7 protein-coding genes are annotated in these 21,687 nt (G+C 75.3%); all 7 read left to right on the top strand.

Going from position 1 to position 21,687, the window contains the following annotated elements; translation table 11 throughout:
* Positions 1-162 precede the first annotated feature (162 nt).
* The 7 genes from CFP66_RS29110 (at position 163) to CFP66_RS29080 (ending at position 21,648) form a co-directional block, all read left to right on the top strand.
* Positions 163-396 (top strand): MbtH family protein, encoded by a 234-nt coding sequence (locus CFP66_RS29110; protein ID WP_094928398.1) that lies wholly within the window; start codon positions 163-165, stop codon positions 394-396.
* A 103-nt stretch (positions 397-499) separates the two neighbouring features.
* Positions 500-913 (top strand): aspartate 1-decarboxylase, encoded by a 414-nt coding sequence (gene panD / locus CFP66_RS29105; RefSeq protein WP_094928511.1) that lies wholly within the window; start codon positions 500-502, stop codon positions 911-913.
* Complete coding sequence (locus CFP66_RS29100) at positions 913-4,359, top strand: non-ribosomal peptide synthetase (RefSeq protein ID WP_198961732.1); 3,447 nt, start codon at positions 913-915, stop codon at positions 4,357-4,359. Before panD ends, CFP66_RS29100 begins: the two co-directional genes overlap by 1 nt.
* A gap of 14 nt (positions 4,360-4,373) precedes the next feature.
* Positions 4,374-5,360 carry an iron-siderophore ABC transporter substrate-binding protein gene (locus tag CFP66_RS29095; RefSeq protein WP_158228262.1) on the top strand — a complete coding sequence of 329 codons (987 nt, stop codon included), beginning with the start codon at positions 4,374-4,376 and terminating at the stop codon, positions 5,358-5,360.
* A gap of 150 nt (positions 5,361-5,510) precedes the next feature.
* Positions 5,511-19,700, top strand: a complete 14,190-nt coding sequence (locus tag CFP66_RS29090; RefSeq protein ID WP_094928395.1) for a non-ribosomal peptide synthetase — start codon at positions 5,511-5,513, stop codon at positions 19,698-19,700.
* On the top strand, positions 19,700-20,980 hold the full coding sequence (gene entS / locus CFP66_RS29085; protein ID WP_094928394.1) for an enterobactin transporter EntS: 1,281 nt from the start codon (positions 19,700-19,702) through the stop codon (positions 20,978-20,980). Before CFP66_RS29090 ends, entS begins: the two co-directional genes overlap by 1 nt.
* Entirely contained in the window at positions 20,977-21,648 is a 672-nt protein-coding gene (locus CFP66_RS29080) for a formyltransferase family protein (RefSeq protein ID WP_094928393.1), read from the top strand. The genes entS and CFP66_RS29080 overlap by 4 nt, the downstream gene beginning before the upstream one ends.
* The last annotated feature ends 39 nt before the right edge of the window (positions 21,649-21,687 follow it).

The raw sequence follows: 21,687 nt of genomic DNA, 5'->3' as shown, positions 1-21,687 counted from the left end.
AACCGGCCGCCAGGCTCGCAGGCAGTAGTCGGTCGTACATCACGAATCCCGTATGGAGCGCTGACCAGCAGTAGCAGTCCGACCACCCATTCGGAGTAGTTCCCCTCACCTCATGTGTGCTTAGGCTGCCCTTGCTGATCGCGACTCATGAGGAGTGACCGGGTGACGACGAACCCGTTCGACGACGAGACCGGCGAGTTCGTGGCCTTGGCGAACGAGGAGCGTCAGTACTCGCTGTGGCCGACGTTCGCGCCCGTGCCGGACGGTTGGACGGTCGTCCACGGTCCGGCGACCCGCGCGGAGGTGCTCGCCGCCATCGAGTCGGTCTGGATCGACCTGCGCCCGGCGAGCCTGGCGGCGCGGATGAGCGACGGACCGGCGGGCGCCGTTTCCTGACACGACAACACTCCGGCCGGGGTCCTGCCGGTGCTGCTCTCGCGCGCGCTGGTGCGCGCGCCCGTCCCGAGGAAGGTGAGGTGTGTCCGGCGTGAGCGAGGCCGTGACGAAGTACCGCACGCTGCTCAGCGGCAAGATCCATCGAGCGACGGTGACGCAGGCGGACCTGCACTACGTCGGGTCGCTCACCGTGGACGAGGACCTGATGGACGCCGCCGGGCTCGTCGAGGGTGAGCAGGTGCAGGTCGTCGACATCGACAACGGTGCGCGGCTCACCACCTACGTGATCACGGGTGCCCGGGGGAGCGGCGTGATCGGGATCAACGGGGCGGCCGCGCACCTGGTGCACCCGGGTCACCTCACGATCATCATGGCCTTCCAGCAGGTCCCGGACCCCGCGGTCGCCGATCACGTGCCTCGCGTGGTGCACGTGGACGCAGCCAACCGCGTCGTCGCACTCGGTGCGGACCCCGCGGAGCCCGTTCCCGGCGCGGCCGACCAGCTCGCCGCCCGCTGATGCCCGCGGATCCGGTGCTGCTCGAGGACCTGCGCACCCTGATCGCGGACCTGGTCGACGAGGACCCCGGCGAGATCGGCGACTCCGACGACCTGTTCGAGGTCGGGCTGCAGTCCATCGCGCTGATGCGGCTGGTGGGCCGGTGGCGGGAGGAGGGGCGCACCGTCGGCTTCGGTGAGCTCGCCGCCGCCCCGACGCTCACGGCGTGGGCGGCGTTGCTCGGCTCCGCCGGGGAGCCGGGAAGTGCCCCGGCCGCCCCGGCCGCCCCGGCCGCCCCGGCCGCCCCGGCCGCGGAGCCCGGCTCGGAGTTCGACCTCGCACTGCTCCAACACGCCTACTGGGTCGGCCGGGACCCGAGCCAGCCCCTCGGTGGCGTCGCGCCGCACCTCTACCTCGAGTTCGACGGGCCCGGGCTGGACCCGCAGCGGCTGACGGACGCCCTGGCGGCGCTGGTGCACCGGCACGGGATGCTGCGGGCGCGGATCACCGACAACGGGCGTCAGGAGGTCCTGCCGCCGCGGTCGTGGGACGGCCTCGTCGTGCACGATCTGCGCGATCTCGACGCGGAGGAGCGCGGCAAGCGGCTCGAGGCCGTGCGCGACGAGATGTCCCACGAGCTGCTCGCGATCGAGCGGGGTGAGGTGTTCCGGGCCGCGGTCAGCCTGCTGCCCGACGGTGCCCGGCTGCACCTCGACGTCGACATGGTCGCGGCCGACGCCGTGAGCTACCGCGTGCTGCTCGCCGACCTGGCGCGCTGCTACGAGGACGGTCCCGCGGGTGTGGCGGACCCGCCGGGTGTGAGCTACCGCGAGTACCTCGCCGCCCGCGGACCGGCGCGCCGGGCAGCGGCCGAGCAGGCGAAGGCCCACTGGACGGGCCGGCTGGCGGATCTGCCCGGGGCGCCCGAGCTGCCGCAGGTGCAGCGGCCGGACGTGACGCCGCAGGCGCTGCGGCTGGCGTTCACCCTCGACGGGGCGGAGCGCGCGGCCGTGGTCACCGCGGCCCGCCGGCACGGCCTGACGCTGCCCGCGGTGGTGGCCACCGCGTACGCGGAGGTCGTCGGCGCGTGGAGCGCGCGCCCGCGGTTCCTGCTCAACGTCCCGCTGTTCGACCGGGAACCGGTGCACCCGGAGATCGATCGGGTGGTCGGCGACTTCACCGGCTCGGTGCTGTTGGAGATCGACCTCACCGAGCCGGCGAGCTTCGTCGAGCGCGCCCGGGCCGTGCAGCGCCGGCTGCACCACGACGCCACGCACGCCGCGTACTCCGGCGTGGAGGTGCTGCGCGACCTCGGCCGGGCGGCGGGCGAGCAGGTGCTCGCACCCGTCGTGTTCACCAGCGGGCTCGACCTCGGCGAGCTGTTCGACGAACGCGCGCGCCGCTGCTTCGGCGACCCGGTCTGGATGATCTCGCAGGGGCCGCAGGTCCTGCTGGACGCCCAGATCACCGAGGTCGGCGGGCGGATCCTGGTGAACTGGGACGTCCGCGCCGACGCGCTCGCCGACGGCGTGCCGGAGGCGATGTTCGCGGCCTTCTCCTCGCTCGTGCACGGGCTCGCCGACGACCGGGCCTGGCGGGAGCCCGTCGGTGACCTGCTGCCGGCCGGCCAGCGGGAGGTCCGGAACCGGGTCAACGACACCGATCTGCCGGGTGGCCCGCCCGCGGGCACGCTGCACGGGTCCTTCTTCGCCGCGGCACCCGGCCGGACCGCCACCGCCGTCGAGTGGGCAGGTGGATCGCTCACCCACGCCGAGCTCGCCGACCGCGCACTGCGGGTCGCCGGCGGCCTGGTGGCACGCGGCGTCCGCCCGGGCGACCCGGTGGCGGTCACGCTGCCGCGCGGCCCCGACCAGGTCGTCGCGGTGCTCGGGGTGCTCGCGGCCGGCGGCGCCTACGTCCCGCTGGGCATCGAGCAGCCGCCCGCCCGCGTGCAGCGGATCAGGGCGGTGTCCGGGCACACGATCGCCGTCACCGCTGAGGTGCTCGACGAGCTCCGCGCCGCACCGCCGCTCCCGGCGCCGGTCGAGGTCGATCCCGAGCAGGTGGCCTACGTGCTGTTCACCTCCGGCTCCACCGGCGAGCCGAAGGGTGTGGAGGTGCCGCACCGCGCCGCGGTCGCCACGATCGACGATCTGGTGCGCCGGTTCCGGCTCGAGCCGGCCGACCGGACGCTTGCCGTGTCGGCGCTCGACTTCGACCTGTCGGTGTTCGACGTGTTCGCGATGCTCGCCGTCGGCGGATCGGTGGTCGTGCTCGCGGAAGGCGAGCAGCGCGACGCCGACAGGTGGGCCGAGCTCGTGCGCGCCCACGGCGTCACCGTGCTGAACTGCGTGCCCGCCCTGCTCGACGCCCTGCTCGCCACCGGTCACGACCTCGATGCGGGCCTGCGCCAGGTGCTGCTCGGCGGCGACCGGGTGGGCACCGACCTCCCCGGCCGGCTGCGTGAGCGCGTCCCCGGGTGCGGCTTCGCCGGGCTGGGCGGCACCACCGAGACCGCCATCCACTCCACGATCTGCGCGGTGGGCGACGACGTGGCGCCGCAGTGGCGCTCGGTGCCCTACGGCACCCCGCTCGACGGCGTGCGGCTGCGGGTGGTCGACCACCTGGGCCGCGACGTTCCCGACCACGTGCCCGGCGAGCTGTGGATCGGCGGTGCCGGCGTGGCGCACGGCTACCGGGGCGACCCGGAACGCACCGCCGACCGGTTCGTCGCGCACGACGGGCTGCGCTGGTACCGCACCGGGGACATGGCCCGCTACCTGCCCGGCGGCGTCGTCGAGTTCCTCGGCCGCCGCGACGACCAGGTCAAGATCAACGGCTTCCGCGTGGAGCTGGGCGAGGTGGAGGCGGCCGCGGCCGCGGTCCCCGGGGTGGAGCGCGCCGTCGCCGTCGTGGTCGGGGAGCGGGACACCGTGCTGGTGGTCGCGGTGCACGGGCCGGCCGAGCCGGACACGGTGGCCCGTGGGCTGGCGCAGGCGCTCCCGCCGCACATGCTGCCGCGGGCGGTGCTCCCGCTCGAGCAGGTCCCGCTCACCTCCAACGGCAAGGTCGACCGCCGGGCGGTGCGCCGCCTGGCCGCCGAGCGGGTCGACGACGCGAGTGACCACGTGGCGCCGGCCTCGGCCCTGGAGCGTGTGATCGCCCGGGTCTGGGGCACGGTGCTCGAGTGCGCCCCGGTGGGGGTGGAGACCTCGCTCTTCGCCCTCGGCGGGGACTCGGTGCTGGTCACGGTGATCGTCTCGCGGCTGCGCGAGCTGCTGGACACCGACGCCGTCACCGCGCGGATGCTGTTCGCCCACCCGACGGTCCGCGGTACCGCCGTCGCTCTACGGGCGGCCGACCCCGAGCGTCTGGATGCGGTCGCCGAGGTGGTGGACGAGATCGAGTCGCTGTCGGCCGACGAGATCGAGCAGGCGTTGACGCCCGACGGGCGCGACCCGGAGTGAGGATGTTCCCCCTGATGCAGAGATCATTGACGTCCCCCCTGATCCGGATCGGAGCCGTGCTGGTCACGCTGGCACTCGCCGGCTGCTCCTCCGCGGCCCCGGCGGAGAGCGGGCCCGCCGCGGCCCCGGCCCCGGAGTCGGGAGCCTTCCCGGTGAGCGTCGAGCACTCGCTCGGCACGACCACGGTCGAGCGCGCGCCCGAACGGATCGTGACCCTCGGAATGACCGATGCCGATGTCGTCCTGGCGCTCGGCGAGGTGCCGGTGGGGATCGCGAGCCCGTACAACTTCCCCCGGGGGGTCGGGGTGTGGGCGGAGGACGAGCTGGGCGCGGCCACACCCGCCGTGATGGGTCGCGAGATCAACTACGAGGCCGTGGCCGCGCTGCAGCCCGACCTCATCCTCGACGTCGTCTCCGGTGGTGAGCAGGAGCGGTACGACACGCTGAGCCGGATCGCGCCGACGGTCGCGCTCCCGGCGGGGGCCCTGCCCTACGCCCCCGCCTGGCAGGAGTCGACCGAGCTCATCGCCGAAGCGCTCGGCAAGGAGGCGGAGGGCGCCGAACTCGTGGCGCGGACGGAGCGCTACGTCACCGACGTGGCGGCCGCCCATCCGGGCTTCGCAGGCCGCACGCTCACCTATATCGACGCCTACGGGGCCGAGGCCTACGCGGGTGGCCGCGACGCCACGGCCGTGCAGCTCATGGGTGAGCTCGGGTTCGAGCCGGTGCCCTACCTGCGGGACCTGCAGAGCGAGGAGACCCAGATCCTGGTGTCGAACGAGCTCCTCGGGCAGCTCGACGCCGACGTGGTGCTGCTCTACGCCTTCGGCGAGACCCCGGAGCAGGCGCTGCAGCAGAACGCGGGGCTGGGCACCCTGCCCGCGGTGCGTGACGGCAGGGCGTACTGGCTGCCCGACCTGAGCCTGTCGGCCCCGTCGGTGCTGTCGATCCCGTACGGCGTCGACACCCTCCTGCCGTTCCTCGAGGGAGCGACGAGCTGACGTGACGGCTCCTCGCGGTCCGCCGGGCCGTGAGGAGCCCCGCGTGGCGGACGCGCTCGATCCCTGACACAGCGATACCGGCTGACCAGCAACGACTACGTACAGCAGTGGAACGAACACGCAGCGGTGCGATCCGGGAAGGCCAGAACGATGACCAGTGTCGAGGACCGCAAGCGGAAGCTGATCGCCCAGCGGTTGGCGGCGGCCGGCCTGCGGCGGGAGCGGGCGACGGAGGCCGGTCCACGCGGGCGCTCCGGGCGCACGGAGTTCCCGCTGTCGTTCGCGCAGCGGCGGATGTGGCTGCACCACCAGATCGTGCCCGACAGCACCGCCTACAACCTGTGCATCGAGCTGACGTTCGAGGGACGGCTGCGCGAGGACGCGCTCCGGGCCGCGTTCACCGCGCTCGTTGCGCGCCACGAGGTGTTCCGCACGACCTACCACGCGCAGGACGGGGTCCCCTTCCAGCGGGTGCACGAGGAGCTGAGCTGGGAGCTCACGACCGTCGACCTCACCGGCGCCGGGCAGGCGGCACGTGAGCGGGTGCGCGTACTGGCCCGGGAACGGGCGAGCAGGCCCTACGATCTGACTCGGGACAGCTCCCTGCGGGTGACCCTGGTGCGCGAGGCCGCGGACCGGTGGACGGCGCTGCTGCAGGTGCACCACATCGCCTGGGACGGCCTGACCTTCGCCGCGATCTCCAGGGACCTCGAGAGCCACTACCGGCAGGCGCTCTCCGGTCCGGTCACCCCGAGCCCGCCCCTCCTGCAGGTGGCCGATTTCGCCGATGCCGAGCAGCGGGACTGGGCGGCCGCGGACCACGAGGCCGACCTCGCGTTCTGGCGCGACCGTCTGGCCGACCCGGCACCCGCGCTGTTCGACCGGCTCCCGGCGGACGACGGGAGCGCGGCGGCCGAGGCCGGCGCCCGGGTCGACCGGCGCCTGTCGGACGCCGCGGCCCGGGCGGTGCGCACGCTGGCGGCACGACTGGGTGCGACGCCCTACACCGTGGTGCTCGGCTGCTACGCGGCGCTGCTCAGCCGGTTCGGCGGCACCGGCGACATCGCCGTCGGGACCGCGGTGCTGAACCGCGAGGAGGCGGGCGCCCTCGAGCTCGCCGGGAACTTCGGCAACGTCGTGGTGCTCCGCTCCCAGGTGGAGCCGCGCGACACGTTCCGGGATCTGATCGCGCGCCTGCGCGGGGTGACCGCCGACGGGTTCGCCCGCCAGCGCTACCCCTACGACCTGCTCGTCGAGCGGCTCAACCCGGAACGCGGCGCGCACGGGGGCTCGCTGTTCGACGCGCAGCTGCTCTTCCTCACCCAGCAGATCGACGGGCCGCAGCTGCCGCAGGTGCGCACGACCTGGCGGCGCACCGACAACGGCACCGCGCAGCACCCGCTCGCGCTCGAGGTCTTCCTCACCGACGCCGGGCTCGACGTGGAGGCGACCTACGCCCGGGCCGACCTGACGGGCGAGCTGGTGGACCGGCTGCTCGCCGAGCTCGACGCGCTCCTCGTGGCCGCCGGGCAGGACCCGGACCGCCCGCTCGCCACCCTGCTGCGTCCCGAGGTCGCGGCCGGAGCACCGCAGGCGGCGCCGGTGGCCGAGCCGGTCACCGAGCGGCTCCGCGCGGCGATGCGCACCCACGGGGATGCGTCCGCGCTGGTGCACGACGGGCACACCGTGGGCTACGGCGAGCTGTCCGCGCGGGTGCAGCGGCTCGCGGCCCGGCTGCGGGCGGCGGGCGCCGGGGCGGAGACCCGGGTGGCGGTCGTGCTGCCGAGGTCGATCGACCTCGTCGTCTCCGTGCTGGCCGTCCTCGAGGCCGGGGCCACCCTCGTGCCCGTCGACCCCGGCTACCCGCGGGCCCGCGTCGCGTTCATGCTCGACGACGCGGCTCCCGCCGTGCTGATCTGCCGCCCCGGGGCCGAGCTCGACGGGGCGCCGCCGGACGCGGTGCGGCTGGACCCCGCGGACGCGCCCGCCGCGGGCCCCGCTCCCGACGCGAGGGACGTGCCGGACCCCCGCAGCGCGGCCTACCTCGTCTACACGTCCGGCTCGACCGGGCGGCCGAAGGGCGTGCTCGGCACCTACGCGGGCCTGTCCTGCCGGTTGGCCTGGGCCGGAGTCGAGTGGCCGGTGGCACCGGGGGAGACCCGGGTCGCCAAGTCCTCGATCAGCTTCATCGACGGCCTCACCGAGCTCCTCGGCGCGCTGCTCGGCGGCGCGCGGGTCGTCGTCGCGAGCGACGTCACCGCCACCGACGTGCGCGAGCTCGGCAGGCTGATCGCCCGGGAGGGCGTGGCCACGCTCACGGCGGTGCCGTCGGTCGTGTCGGCGCTGACGGAGCCGGACGGCGGTGGGGCGGGCGACGTCCGCGGGCTGCGCCGGTGGATCTGTTCGGGCGAAGCGCTGCCGCTGGGCACGGCCCGGCGAGCCGCCGCGGCGGCCCCCGGCTCCACGGTGGTCAACTCCTACGGTTCGTCGGAGGTCGCGGGGGACGTGCTCGCCGGCCCGGTGCACGCGGACGATCCGGTCGTCACCGCCGGTGCGCCCACGGCGGGCAGCACCGTCCAGATCAGGGACCGGTTCCTCAACCCAGTGCCGGCCGGCGTCGTCGGCGAGCTGTACGTCGGCGGGCCGCAGGTCGCCCGTGGCTACGCCGGGCGCGCGGGCGAGACCGCGCTGCGGTTCGTCGCCGACCCGGACGGGAGCGGCGGGCGCCTGTACCGCACCGGTGACCTGGGCATGTGGACCCCGGACGGGCGGGTGCGGCTCATCGGGCGGGCCGACCACCAGGTCAAGATCCGGGGGGTCCGGGCCGAGCCCGGTGAGGTCGAGGCGCTGCTGCTCGAGCACCCCGCGGTGGCGGCGGCGGCCGTCGAGCTGCGCACCGAGCTCCCCGCCGGTCCCGGTCTCGTCGCCCACGTCGTCGCGGCCGGCGCGGGTGTTGCGCCCGAGGAGCTGCGGGCCTGGCTCGCCGGGCGCCTGCCGGCGGCGATCGTCCCCGCGGGCTTCACGGTCGGCGACGCGCTGCCGATGACACCCGGCGGCAAGCTCGACCGCCGGGCCCTCGCCGCGATCCCGCTGGCGCGGTCGGCGGCGGCCGCGGCACCGCGCTCGGCGACCGAGCGGGTCGTGGGCGAGCTGGTGGGCGAGTTGCTCGGGCAGCCGCCGGCCGCACCCGGCGACGACTTCTTCGCACTCGGCGGCCACTCGCTCGCCGCCCTGCGCCTGGTCAACCGGCTGCAGGAGCGGCTGGGCACCGAGCTGGGCGTCGCCGACGTGTTCGCGGCCCCGACGGTCGCGCAGCTCGCGGCGCGCCTCGACGCGGCCCGCGGGACCGGGCAGCCGGCGCCGATCGCGGGGAGGCAGCCGGGCGCCGCGGTGCTCTCCGCAGGCCAGCGGCAGATGTGGAGCCTGTACCGGATCCTCGGTCCGAGCCCGGCGTACAACGTGCCCCGGGCCTGGCGGGTCCGCGGCCCCCTGGACCGCGCCTCGTTGCGTGCGGCGTTCGGCGACGTCGTGGCCCGCCACGAGGTCCTGAGAACGACCTACCACGAGTCCGAGGACGCCGAGGTGCTCCCGCGGGTGCACGCGCCCGGCGAGCTGGCGCTGCATCTCGACGGGGACGGATCCGCGGACGCGGTGCTGCGGCACTGCTTCGACCTGGAGCGGGAGGCCCCCCTGCGCGCCTGCGTGGCCGAGGTCTCGCCCACCGAGCACGTGGTGACGATGGTGGTGCACCACATCGCGGTCGACGAGTGGTCCTACCGCACGCTGCTCGCCGATCTCGGCACGGCCTACGCGGCACGGCGCGCCGGGCACGCGCCGCGGTTCCCCGAGCTCGCGGTGCGCCACGGCGACTACGCGGCATGGCAGCGGGAGCGGATCGGCCCGCCGGGGGCGCCCACCGCACTCGCCGCGGCCCAGCTGGACTTCTGGGGCCGGGCGCTCGCCGGCGCCCCGCCGGTCACGACCTTCCCGGCCGACCGGCCCCGCCCGGAGGTGGCGACCGGCCGCGGCGCGCAGATCCGGTTCGACGTCGCGGCCCCGCTGGCCGGGCGGCTGCGCGAGGTCGCGGACGCGCACGGCATCAGCATGTTCATGCTGCTGCACGGGGCGCTCGCGGTGCTCCTCGACGCCCACGGCGCCGGGGACGGGCGCGGGGACGTCGTCATCGGCGCCCCGGTCTCCGCTCGCACCGGCACCGCGCTGGAGGACCTCGTCGGGTTCCTGGTCACCACCCTCGCGCTGCGCGTCGACCTGGGCGGCGACCCGACCCTCGACGAGGTGCTCGACCGCGTACGCAGCGCCGACCTCGCCGCGATGGCCCACGCCGACGTGCCGTTCCACGACGTCGTCGACCGCGTCCGTCCGCAGCGGGCCACGCACAACCCCCTGTTCCAGGTCGAGCTGGTCCACCTGCGCACCGATCCGGCGCGCGGCGAGCCGGCCCTCGCCGGCGCCGAGGTGGCGCCGCAGTGGGTCGACACGGGAACGGCCAAGTTCGACGCCTCCTTCGGCTTCTTCGATACCGCGACGGCGCAGGGCAACCCGGTGCTGCACGGCGTCGTCGAGTACGCGCTGGACCTGTTCGACGAGCCGACGGCGCAGGCGCTGGTCGACCGGCTCAGCGCCGTGCTGGAGGTGCTCGCGCGGGACCCGGGGCGGCGGTTGTCGGCGCTGCGGGTCGACACCGTCGCCGACCGTGCGGTGCTCGCCGCCACCGTCGCGGCGCCGCCGCCGCCCGCCGTGGCCGGTGCGCCCGGGACGCTCGCCGAGACCTTCGCGCGCCGCGTCGCGACCGCCCCCGAGACGAGCGCGCTCACGGTGGACGGCCGGCACGTGACCTACGCCGAGCTGGACGACCGGGTCGGTCGGTTGGCCGCCGTGCTGCGCGACCGTGGCGTGCAGCGCGGCGACCGCGTCGCGATCGCCGTGCCCCGCTCCGCCGAGATGGTCGTCGCGCTGCTGGCCGTGCTGCACACCGGCGGCACGTACGTCCCGCTGGACCTCGCCTCGCCGGCCGAGCGGCTCGACCGGATCGTCGCCGACTCCGCACCGCGGTTGCTGCTGACCACGGCCGCCGCGCACCCGGCGGTGTCGGGTCCCGCAGGCACCGAGGTGCTGGTGCTCGACGCCGACCCGGTGGTGGCGGCGCGCGCGGCCGCGCGTCCGGCCCCGCCGGTGCCGGTCCCGGGCGAGCAGCCCGCGTACGTCATCTACACCTCCGGTTCGACCGGCGCCCCGAAGGGTGTGGAGGTTCCCCACTCGGCCGTGCTCGCCCTGCTCGCGGGGGCGACCCGGCGCATGGACGTCGGGCCGCGCGACGTCTGGACGCTGTTCCACTCGGTGGCCTTCGACGTCTCGGTGTTCGAGATCTGGGGTGCGCTGGCCCTGGGCGGGCGGCTGGTCGTGGTCGACGAGGCGACCGTCCGCAGCCCGGAGCGGATGTGGGAGCTGCTCGCCGCCGAACGCGTGACCGTGCTCAGCCAGACCCCGTCGGCGTTCTCCGGGCTCGCCGCGAACGAGCCCGACGACCTGGCCTCCGGGTCGCGGGCCACCGTGCTGCGCTACGTCGTGTTCGCCGGTGAGGCGCTCGACCCGACGACCCTGGGGCCGTGGTTCGCCCGGCACCCGGCGCAGGCGCCGCGCATGGCCAACCTGTACGGGATCACCGAGACGACCGTGCACACCACCTACCGCGAGATCACCCCCGCCGACACCTTGCACCGGGCCAGCCCGGTGGGAACGGGACTGCCCGGCACCGAGGTGCTGGTGCTGGGCAGGCACCTGCAACCGGTGCCCCCCGGCGTGGTGGGCGAGGTGTACGTGGCCGGCCCGCAGCTCGCCCAGGGGTACCTGGACCGCCCCGGCCTCACGGCGGCGCGGTTCGTGGCCCGACCGGGCGGGCGGCCCGGCGAGCGGATCTACCGCTCCGGCGACCTGGCCCGCTGGACCCGGTCGGGCGAGCTGGAGTTCGTCGGTCGGGCGGACCAGCAGGTGAAGATCCGCGGCTACCGGATCGAGCTCGGCGAGATCGAGGCCGCCCTGCTGGCGCTGCCCGAGGTGGCGCAGGCCGTTGCCACCGTGTCCACGAGCGGGGACGCGCGCCGCCTGGTGGGCTACGTCGTCGCAGGCCGCGACGTCGACGCCCCGGACCCGGCCGCCGTCCGGGAGGCGCTGGGCGCCGCACTGCCCGGGTACATGGTCCCGGCGGCGATCGTCGTCCTGGAGCGCCTGCCGCTGACCGTCAACGGCAAGCTCGACCGGGCCGCGCTGCCGGCGCCGCGGTTCGGCGGCGAGCGGGCCGTCCAGGAACCGGTCGGCGACACCGAGCGCCGGCTGTGCCGCGCCTTCGGCCAGGCGCTGGCGCACGAAAGGGTGGGGCCCGACGACGACTTCTTCTCCCTCGGCGGCGACAGCATCCTCGCGACCCGGGTCGCGAGGACCGCCCGCGACGCGGGTCTGGCCGTCTCGACGTCGGACGTGTTCGTGCACCGCACCCCCCGCGGGATCGCGCGCGCCGTCGCCACCGCCGAGCGCGCGCACCGGCCGGCCCCGCCCGCCGGCCCGCTGCGGGAGCTGCTCGGCATGACCGCGGACGACGTCACGGCACTCGGCGCCGGGACCGGCGGTCCGCTCACCGACGTCTGGCCGCTCTCGCCGCTGCAGGAGGGCCTGTACTTCCAGTCGGTCACCGACAGCGACACCGACAGCGACACCGACAGCGACACCGACAGCGACACCGACGCCGACGGGGCTGGTGCGGCAGGACTCTACGTCCTGCAGAACACCTTCACCCTGGGCCGGGTCCTCGACGGCGCGCGCTTGGAACAGGCGCTGCAGGAGCTGGTCGGGCGCACCCCGCTGCTGCGTGCCGGCTTTACGACCGACGACCGGGGGCGGCCGGTGCAGTTCGTGCGCGCGCGGCTGCCGCGCGGGCTCGTCGAGGAGGAATGGGTCGCCGACGCCGCCGAGGCGGGGCGGCTGGCGGGGACCGGCCGGGCCCGCCCGATCGCGCTGGACGCACCGCCGCTCTTCCGGGTCCAGCTGCTGCACCTGCCCGACGGCTCCGACCGGCTGGTGCTCACCAACCACTTCCAGCTCTTCGACGGGGCGTCGGCGATGCGGTTCGTCGACCAGCTGCTCACCGGTTACGAGGGCGGCGAGCCGTCCACCGGCGCGGGGTACGCGGACTACCTGCGGTGGACCGCCGCGCAGGACCAGGAGGCCTCGCGCGCGGCGTGGGCCGCGGCCTACGCCGACCTGGAAGGCCCCACCCTCGCCGCAGGCGGCGCCGACCGGGTGTGGACCCGCGAGGCGCAGCGGGTCGGCACCACGCTCGGCGCGACGCTCTCCGAGCAGGTGCGCACGTGCGCCGCCGAGCACGGGGTCACGGTGAACACCGTCCTGACCGCGGCCCTCGGCGTCGTGCTCGGCCACCTGACGGCCGGCACGGACGTCGTGCTCGGCTCGCCGGTCGTGGTGCAGCCGGACGAGCTCAGCGGCATCGAGGACGGCATCGGGTTGTTCCTCAACACCGTCCCGGTCCGGGTCCGGCTCGCCCCCACCGACACCGCCGGCACGCTGCTGCGCCGCCTCGGCGCCCAGCGCGCGGCCCTGATGGACCACGAGTACCTGGGACTCGGGCAGGTGCAGCAGGCGGTCGGGCGGCCGCAGCTCTTCGACACGCTCCTGACGCTCCGCAACGCCTGGGAGGCCTTCGCCGACGCCGCGCGACGCCACGACATGGCCGACGTCGAGACCATCGACGACTCGCACTTCCCCCTGTCGTTCGCGGTGAACCCGTTCGCGGACATGGAGCTGACCCTCGACCACCGCCCCGAGGCCGTCGACGGGGCCACCGCGCGGGCGCTGCTCGACCGGTTCGTCCACGTGCTCTCCACGCTGGTCACCGAGCCCGACCGGCCACTCGCCGCGATCACCGTCCCGACCACGCCGCGGGCCGAGTCGCAGGTCCGCGACCTCGGCGACGTGACGATCGCGGAGCTGCTGGCGCAGCGGGCGGCGGTCTGTCCGGAGCGGACGGCGGTGGTGGCCGGTGAGGTGCGGGTGTCGTTCGCGGAGCTGGACGCGCGTGTGTCCCGGTTGGCGCGGGTGCTGCTGGCCCGCGGGGTCGGTCCGGAACAGGTGGTGGCGCTGGGGCTGCCGCGGTCGGTGGAGATGGTGGTGGCGCTGTTCGCGGTGCTGCGCGCCGGGGCCGCGTACGTGCCGCTGGAGCTCGATCATCCCGACGACCGGCTCGCCGAGATCCTCACCGCGTCGGGCGCGGCGCTGCTGGTCACCGAGGCGACCGCGGGACGGCGGTTCGCGGGTGTCCCGCAGGTCCGGGTGGACGAGCCGGAGGTGTTCGCGGGCGTGCCCGACCACCCGCTCTCGGACGCGGAGCTGGGGGCGTTCGCGCCGGGGACGCCGGGGCGCCTCGACCACCCCGCGTACGTGATCTTCACGTCGGGGTCGACCGGGAAGCCGAAGGGCGTGGTGACGCCGTTCGTCGGGCTGACGAACATGCAGGTCAACCACCAGGAAGCGATCTTCGCCCCGACCGTGGCGGCAGCGGGTGGCCGGGTGCTGCGGGTGGCGCACACGGTGTCGTTCGCGTTCGACATGTCCTGGGAGGAGCTGTTGTGGCTGGTGGAGGGGCACGAGGTGCACGTGTGCGACGAGCAGTTGCGTCGGGACGCGGAGCGGTTGGTGGCCTACTGCGCTGCTGAGCGGGTCGACGTGGTGAATGTGACGCCGACCTATGCGCACCACCTGTTCGCGGCCGGGTTGCTGGACGGGCCGCACGTGCCGCCGTTGGTGTTGCTGGGTGGGGAGGCGGTGCCGGAGTCGATCTGGGCTCGGTTGCGCGACACCCCGGGTACGTGGGGCTACAACCTGTACGGCCCCACCGAGTACACGATCAACACCTTGGGCGCCGGCACCGCCGACAGCCCGACGTCGACGGTCGGCACCGAGATCACGAACACCCGTGCGCACGTGCTGGACGGGTGGTTGCGGCCGGTGCCCGACGGTGTGGTGGGGGAGCTGTACATCGCCGGGGTCGGGCTGGCGCGGGGTTACCTGGACCAGCCGGGGTTGACGGCGGAGCGGTTCGTGGCGGACCCGTTCGTGGCGGGTGGGCGGATGTATCGCACCGGGGACCTGGTGCGGCGGCGCGCGGACGGGAACCTGGATTTCCTGGGGCGTTCGGACGACCAGGTGAAGATCCGCGGCTACCGGGTGGAACCCGGCGAGATCGAGACGGCGCTCGCCGCCGTTCCCGGTGTCGCCCAGGCCGCCGTCGTCACCCGCCCGCACCCCGAGGTGCCCGGGCAGCGCAGGCTGGTGGCGTACCTCGTCGGCGCGGGCGACGCGGGCGACGTGCGTGACGCCGTCGCCCGCACGCTGCCCGACTACATGGTGCCGACGCTGTGGGCGGTGGTCGAGCACCTGCCGCTGACCGTCAACGGCAAGCTCGACGTGGCGGCGTTGCCCGAGCCCGCGCCGGTGGCCACGGGCGGGACCCGCGCCCCGCGGACGCCGACCGAGCACACGCTCTGCGCGGTGTTCGCCGAGGTGCTGGGCGTCGACACGGTCGGCGTCGACGACGACTTCTTCGCCCTCGGCGGCGACAGCATCTCCTCGCTCACCGCCGCCAACCGCGCACGCAAGGCCGGCGTGGCGATCCGCCCCCGCAACGTGTTCGACGCGCGGACCCCGGCCCGGCTCGCGGAGCTCCTCGACGGCCCGGTCCCGGAGCCCGCCGCCGCCACCCGCCCGCCGCTGCGTCCCCGTTCGCGCACCGGCAATGTCCGCGCGCTGTCCGCGGGCCAGCGGCAGATGTGGGCACTGCACCGGATGACCGGGCCCAGCGCGGTCTACAACGTGCCCAACGTGCTGCGGCTGCACGGGCCGTTCGACGCCGACGCCCTCGAGGCCGCCTGGTGCGACGTGCTCACCCGGCACGAGATCCTGCGCACCGTCCTGCAGGACGGGTCTGCAGGCCCGGAGGCCGTGGTGCTCGGCCCGGAGGTCGCCCGGCGCCGGATCGTCCGCGAGCGCGTGGACGCCCGCGGCCTCGACGCGCGCATCGCCACGGCCGCCGGGCACCCGTTCGACCTCACCGCGGAGGTCCCGGCGCTGCTCACGCTGCTGGAGCTCGCGCCGGACGAGCACGTGCTCGTCCTGACGCTGCACCACATCGCCGTCGACGAGTGGTCCTGGCGGCCGCTGCGCCAGGACCTGGAGCGGGCCTACCGGGCGCGCAGGGCAGGGGAGCCGGGTGGCCTTCCCGCCCCGGCGGTGCAGTACGCCGACTTCGCGGACTGGCAGCGGGACTGCCTGGCCGACGGTGCGCCGACGTCGGCCGCGGCGCAGCTGGAGTTCTGGCGCGCGCACCTGCGGGGTGCGCCCGCCGAGTGCACCTTCCCCACCGACCGGCTCCGGCCCGCCGCGGCGAGCGGGGCCGGCGCGCAGGTGCCGGTGGAGGTCGGCGCGGACCTGACCGCGGCACTGCACCGCACCGCCCGCGCGCACGGCGTCACCGTGTTCATGCTCCTGCACGCCGCGCTGGCGGTGCTGCTGTCGCGCCACGGCAACGGCCCCGACGTCGTGGTCGGCACCCCGATCTCCACCCGTCTCGACCCGGCCCTCGACGACGCCGTGGGCTACTTCCTCAACACCCTCGCCCTGCGGGTCGACGCACGCCCCGAGCGCACGCTCGCCGAGCTCCTCGACGCGGTCCGCGCCTGCGACGTGGAGGCCTACGACCACCCCGACGTGCCGTTCGCGGACGTGGTCGACGCGGTCGGACCGGCGCGCGCCGCGGGGCGCAGCCCGCTGTTCCAGGTGATGCTGGTGTGCCTGTCCGGCGACGCGAACTACGCCGTGCCCGAGTTCGCCGACCTCGAGGTCACCGCGGACTACGTCGGCACCGGCACCGCCAAGTTCGACGCCTCGTTCAACTTCCAGGACTCGCCGGACCTGCTCACCGGTGTGGTCGAGTACTCGACGGAGCTGTTCGACGAGGCCACCGTCGCCGGGTTCGCCGCCCGCTTCGTCGAGGTGCTGCGCGCCTTCGCCAGTGCACCGGGCACCCGGGTCGGCGCCGTCGACGTGCTGTCCCCGGCCGACCGGGACCGCGAGCACGAGCGGGCCGCGACCGCGCAGATCCCGCTCGGCGACGTCACGGTCGCCGAGCTGCTGTCGGAACGCGCCGCGCGATGCCCCGAGCGGACGGCGCTGGTGTGCGGGGACGCGCGCGTGTCGTTCGCGGAGCTGGACGCGCGGGTGTCGCGGCTGGCGCGCGTGTTGCGGGCGCGGGGCATGGGCCCGGAGCAGGTGGTGGCGCTGGGGTTGCCGCGGTCGGTGGAGATGGTGGTGGCGCTGTTCGCGGTGCTGCGCGCGGGCGCCGCCTACGTGCCACTCGAGCTCGATCACCCCGACGGCCGGCTCGCCGAGATCCTCGCCGAGTCCGGCGCGCGCCTGCTGGTCACGGACGCGGTGGCGGGGCCGCGGTTCAGCGGGGTGCCGCAGCTGCGCGTCGACGACGCCGCCGTGTTCGACGGGGTGCCGGGGGATCCGCTGACCCCGGGCGAGCTGGGCGCGTTCGCGCCGGGCACGCGAGGACGGTTGGAGCACCCGGCGTACGTGATCTTCACGTCCGGTTCGACGGGGCGGCCCAAGGGTGTGGTGACGCCGTTCGTCGGTCTGACGAACATGCAGGTCAACCACCGTAGGGAGATCTTCGCGCCGACGGTGGCCGCGGCGGGGGACCGGGTGCTGCGGGTGGCGCACACGGTGTCGTTCGCGTTCGACATGTCCTGGGAGGAGCTGTTGTGGCTCGTCGAGGGGCACGAGGTGCACGTGTGCGACGAGCAGTTGCGTCGCGATGCGGAGCGGTTGGTGGCCTACTGCGCTGCTGAGCGGGTCGACGTGGTGAACGTGACGCCGACGTATGCGCACCACCTGTTCGCGGCGGGATTGCTGGACGGGCCGCATGTGCCGCCGTTGGTGTTGCTGGGTGGGGAGGCGGTGCCGGAGTCGATCTGGGCTCGGTTGCGCGACACCCCGGGTACGTGGGGCTACAACCTGTACGGCCCGACGGAGTACACGATCAACACGCTCGGCGCGGGCACCACGGACAGCGCGACGTCGACGGTGGGTACGGCGATCACGAACACCCGCGCGCACGTGCTGGACGGGTGGTTGCGGCCGGTGCCCGACGGTGTGGTGGGCGAGTTGTACATCGCCGGGGTCGGGCTGGCGCGGGGGTACCTGGACCGGCCGGGGGCGACGGCGGAGCGGTTCGTCGCCTACCCGTTCGGCCCGGGTGGGCGGATGTACCGCACCGGGGACCTGGTGCGTCGGCGCGCGGACGGGAACCTGGATTTCCTGGGGCGTTCGGACGACCAGGTGAAGATCCGCGGTTACCGGGTGGAACCCGGCGAGATCGAGGCCGCGCTCGACCGCGTACCCGGGGTGGAGCGGGCCGCCGTCGTCGCCACGGGCGGTCCCGAGCGGCGGCTGGCCGCCTACCTCGTCGGGGCGCATGCCCGGGCCGAGGACGTCCGGGCCGCCGTCGCGCGGACCCTGCCCGGTTACCTGGTGCCCACGCTGTGGGCGGTGGTCGAGCACCTGCCGCTGACCGTCAACGGAAAGCTCGACGTCTCCGCGCTACCCGAGCCCGCACCCCTGACCGCCGCGGCGGCGAGCCCGCCGCGGACGCCGACCGAACGCACGCTCTGCGCGGTGTTCGCGGAGGTCATCGGCGTCGACGCGGTCGGGGTGGACGACGACTTCTTCGACCTCGGCGGCGACAGCCTCCTGGCCATCGAGATCGCCAACCGCTGCCGCCGCGACGGCCTCGCCGTGCGTGTCCGCGACCTGTTCGCGGCGCCCACCGCGGCCCGGCTCGCCGAGCAGGTCGACGCCGTCACCGAGGTCACGGTCCCCGACCCCATTACCGACACCGTGATCGTCCCGACCCCGGCGATGCGCAGGCTGGAGGCCCTCGAGGGCCCGATCACCGGTCACCACCAGGGCGCCGCGGTGCGTTCCCCGTCCTGGTTCACCGACGCCGCGCTCGTCGAGCTGGCCGCCGATCTGCTGCGCCGCCACCCCGTGTTCCGCTCCGGCCTGGTCGTCGGCGCCGACGGGCGGTGGCAGCACCTGCGGGTCGCCCCGGCGGAGCGGCTCGACCCCGCTGCGCACGTGCGCACCGTCGACGCCGCCGGGCTCGGCGTCACGCCGCTGCGCGCCCTGATCCGCCGCGAGGCCCTCGCCGCCCGTGACGCGCTCGACGCCCGTCCCGGCGGCATGCTGCGGCTCGTCCGGCTGGACCGCGGGCCCGAGCAGCCGGGCCGCCTGCTCGTCCTGGCCCACGACCTCGCCGTCGACGGCGCCTCGTGGCGCATCCTCGCCGAGGACATCTCCCGGTTCGGGGCCCTGTCCGGACGGGACGGGAACACGCCGGCTCCCGAGGGCACCTCGTTCGCGGCGTGGTCGCACCGGCTCGCGGAGCACGGCGCCTCACCGCAGGTGGCGGCGGAGGCGCAACACTGGCGGGAGGTCCTCGCAGGCGTCACCCCGCTGCCCGTGCGCCGGCCCCGCGACGGCACCGACGTGCACGCCGACCTGCACCGGACACGGGTGCACTGCCCCGCCGAGCTGGGCCGCGCCATCCTGGTCGACCTGCCGCGGCGGTTCGGCACCGGTGCCGACGCCGTGCTGCTCGCCGCGCTCGGCGTGGCGCTCTCGGCCCTCGACGTGGACGGCGACGTGCTCGTCGACCTGGAGAACCACGGCCGGGTCGAGGAGCTCGACCCCACGCTGGACCTGGCCCGGACGGTCGGACGGTTCGCCACCACCGCTCCGGTGCGCGTCGACGCCCGCACCGGCGCGGCCGACGCGGCGACCCGCATCCCGCCGGTCGCCGCCGCGCTCGCCGAGATCCCGCGCGGAGGCATCGGCCACGGGCTGCTGCGCCACCCGCCGACCGGGCCGGCGCGGATCCCGGAATCCGGGGCGGAGGTGACTCTGAACTACCTCGGCCGCACCGGCCGGGAGCGGGTGGAGTCCGCCGACGGCTGGGGTCCGGCTCCCGAAGCGGGCGCGGTGCACGTGGGGAAGGCCGCGCAGGCCCGGGTCGGGCACAGCCTCGCGGTCGACGCGGTGGCGCGGGAGACCGGCGACCCGAGCGGCGCTCCGGCGCTCGAGGCGACGTTCACCTGGCCTGCGGGCGTGCTCGACGACGACCTCGCCGCCCGGGTCGCGGACCGCTGGGTCGCCACCCTGGCGCGCTGGGCTGGGGAGGGGCCGGCCTGATGGCGTCCGCGGTGCTGCTGGACCTGAGCCCCCTGCGCGACGACCGCACGTTCCGCAACCTCTTCGTCGCCCGCACGATCCTGCTGTCCGGCGTCGGCGTCGTCCTGGTGACGGTGCCGCTGGAGGTCTACGCCCGCACCGGGTCCACCCTGGCCGTCAGCGCCGTCGCGGCGGTCGAGTCGGTGGCGTTCCTCGTCGGGTTCCTCGGCGGCGGCGTGCTCGCCGACCGGGTCGATCGCTGGCGGCTGGTGATCGTCAGCTGGCTGGTGAGCGGCCTGGCCTTCGCCGCGCTCGCCGGGAACGCCGTCTGGGTCTCCTCGACGGTGCTGACGGCGGTGTTCGTCGCGATCAACGGCCTGTCCGGGGCGGTGTGCCTCACGGCGATGCTGGCCGTGATGCCGTCCATCGTGGACCGGGCGAAGCTGCACGCGGTCGGCGCGCTCAACACCGTGTCGCTGCGGCTCGGCTCGGTGCTCGCCCCGGCGGTCGGTGGGCTCGTGTTCGCGGTGTCGTCCGCGGCCTGGAACTACGGTGCCGGGGCCGTTGCCGCTCTCCTGACCTGGGTGCTGCTGCTGGCAAGCCCGCCGCCGGGGACGGGCGGCCGGACCGGCACACCGGCACCCGCCGAGGCCGCCGAGCCGGCCGAGCAGGAGAGCCCGCTGCGGGCGCTGCGGACCGGTGCCCGGTTCGTCGCCCGCGAGCCGGTCGTGCGCGGCGTGATGGTCGCCGGCCTGGTCGGGATGCTCGGCGGTGGCTCCGTCGTGCTCGTGCCCGCGTTCGTCGATGCCCGGTTCGGCGGGTCGCCCGTCGCCGTCGGGCTGATCTACTCGGCGCTCTCGGTCGGGCTCGTCGCCGGGTCGCTGGGCAGCGGCTGGGTGCGCGACCGGACCCGTCCCGGGCTGCTGCTGCTCGGCCTGATGGTCGCCTGTTTCGGCTGTTACACCGCCGCCGGAGCCGCGCCGACGCTGCTCCTCGTGCTGGCCGCGTTCGTCGCGGCCGGAGCGACCAACGCGCTCGAGGAGGTCCTGCGCTACACGCTGCTGCAGCTGCGCAGCCCGGACGCCTTGCTGGGGCGGGTGAACAGCCTGTTCTCGGCGCAGGGAATGGCCGGGGCCGCGGTCGGGGCCGTCGTGGCCGGGATCGCCGGTGCGCTGGTCGGTGCCGCGGACGCGCTGTGGATCTACAACGCCGTGATGGCCGGGGTGGCGGTGCTGACCGCGGTCCTGCTCGGGCCCTTGCGCGGCGCCACCCGGGAATCGATCGAGGGGGAGCGGACATGATCTTCGTCGGGGACGGGGCGCTGCTCGGGCGCGCCGTGCAGCACGCCGCGCAAAGGGGACACACCGTCGACCTCGTGTGCAGCGGGCCCCGTGCCACGCCCGGGCCGCACCCCGCCCGGCGCGTGGCCGACGGCCACGAGCTCGACGCCGTGGCCGGCGAGCTGGCCGCCGCGTGCACGGACGGGATCGTGTGGTCGATCGACAACCCGTTCCTGTTCCGCGCCGGGATGCTCGGCACGGGGCTGCGCATCCTGAACGTGCACGGCGGGCCGCTGCCGGGCTATCGCGGGCTGCCGGTGGCCACCGTCGCGTACGCCGTGCTCCACGGCGAGCCCGAGTTCGCCGCCACCCTCCACGAGGTCGACGCCGGCGTCGACACCGGACCGGTGCTCGCCGAGCGGCGCTTCCCGGTACGTCCGGACGCGGTGTTCGAGGACGTGATGCTCGACCTCGTCGAGGCCGCCCACGAGGTCTTCGTGGCGAACCTCGAACGGGTCCTTCAGGGCGGCCCGGGCCCCGGGACGCGCGCGGAGGGCGCCCCCGGCTACTACGGCCTGCGCGAGGCACGCGCCCTTCCCGAACACCGCAGCCACCCGCGCTACGCCCAGGCAACCGACCTGGGTCTCTTCGAGGACTTCTACCCCGAGGCCGCGGCGGCGTGGCGGTGAACCCGCCCGTCCCGTCCGCGGCCGCTCCTGTGCGAGCGA

It is taken from the genome of Pseudonocardia sp. MH-G8 (genome assembly GCF_002262885.1).
In the GTDB taxonomy this organism is placed as follows: Bacteria; Actinomycetota; Actinomycetes; order Mycobacteriales; family Pseudonocardiaceae; genus Pseudonocardia.
The sequence above is the reverse complement of the archived record's forward strand: the minus strand, read 5'-3'. Positions and strand labels throughout refer to the sequence as shown.